At 67.3% G+C, this 1,176-nt stretch carries 2 protein-coding genes; both read left to right on the top strand.

Going from position 1 to position 1,176, the window contains the following annotated elements:
- The first annotated feature begins 351 nt into the window (after positions 1–351).
- Entirely contained in the window at positions 352–819 is a 468-nt protein-coding gene (locus ACFYPS_RS36915; protein ID WP_387331155.1) for an SAM-dependent methyltransferase, read from the top strand.
- 167 nt (positions 820–986) lie between these two features.
- On the top strand, positions 987–1,176 hold a 190-nt coding region (locus ACFYPS_RS36910; protein WP_387331152.1), incomplete at its 3' end, for a hypothetical protein.

The following is a 1,176-nucleotide window of genomic DNA, read 5'->3' as shown; positions in this document are numbered from 1 at the left end:
CGCTCCTCCGGAGGCACCCAGTCTGCGCCGAGGCCCCAGTAGTAGTCGCCCTCCGCGAAGACCCTCTGCCGCAGCTCTTGAAGCGCGCGGTCCAGGTGCGGCTGGTAGGGGACAAAGTAGCTCCACGCAGATGCGCCCACGACGTTCTGCCTTTCCATCACGGCCTCCGCGGTCGGCGGCGGCTAGGCCTGCCCGGGGACCTTAGCGGCCACGTCCGACAATCCCTCCATGAAGGCCAGCGCTGGGCATGAGCCCGGACAGCGGCAGATCCGGATATCGCGGCGGGCGTGGTCGACGGCGGCGCCGATGGCCTCGACGCTGGTATCGGCGCGGTGGGGATAGTCTCTCGCCATGCTGAGCTTCGAGATCACCCCGATAGGTGCGGTCCGGAACGACCGGACGGATGTCCAGCACACGGACAACTGGGGTGCCGTCCGCAGCACGATCACCATCGACGAGCGCTTCGGCGAGGCGTGCCTCCAGGGTCTGGAGGGCTTCTCCCATGTGGAGGCCCTGTTCATCTTCGACCGGTTCCCGGAACACGGCGATTACCGCGAACCGCGCCCCTACCGCGGCCGTTCCGACCTCCCGCCCGTTGGCGTATTCGCTGGCCGCGGCCCCCGCAGACCGAACCGCATCGGGGTAACGTGCTGCGCCATCGAATCCGTCCACGGTCGCGAATTGACGGTGGTGGGCCTCGATGCGGTCTCGGGCACCCCGGTCATCGACTTGAAGCCGACGATGGCAGAGTTCCTCCCGGTGAACATCAAGCAGCCGGAATGGGTCAGACGCCTGATGTCGGAGTACTTCCAGCCGTAAGCGGGGTTTGGGGCCGAAGCTCAACGCTGTAGGTAGGGGCTTTGGTGGGGCGGTGGCCGCCGGGGCACCGGGGTGGAACCACCGAGCGTGACGACTCACCGCTGGTCGGCGCGCACGGTCGGCGGCAGATGCGGATGCCGTCGTCACTGGTATGAGAAGCCGGCCAAGTGGTCAGCCAGATTGAATCGAGTGCTGCAGCTGGGACAGCTGAGCCGACCAAAGAGGCGCGTCAAGCGAGCGGCTACGGTCGCCCGGCCTGCCTGCACTGCCTCGGCATGCAGGCGCCCAGCCAGTTCCGAGGACAGCCCCGGTTCGATCCCGGAGTCTTCGGACTGCAGGTCGAGAAGCAACTTCTCG

This window comes from Micromonospora sp. NPDC005087 (genome assembly GCF_042872965.1).
Taxonomy (GTDB): Bacteria; Actinomycetota; Actinomycetes; order Mycobacteriales; family Micromonosporaceae; genus Micromonospora.
Note: the sequence above shows the minus strand (reverse complement) of the source record. Positions and strands in the feature narration are given on the sequence as shown.

Coding starts and splice junctions, on each gene's coding strand:
- ACFYPS_RS36915 (WP_387331155.1), top strand. CDS start 352: ATGCTGAGCTTCGAGATCACCCCGATAGGTGCGGTCCGGAACGACCGG.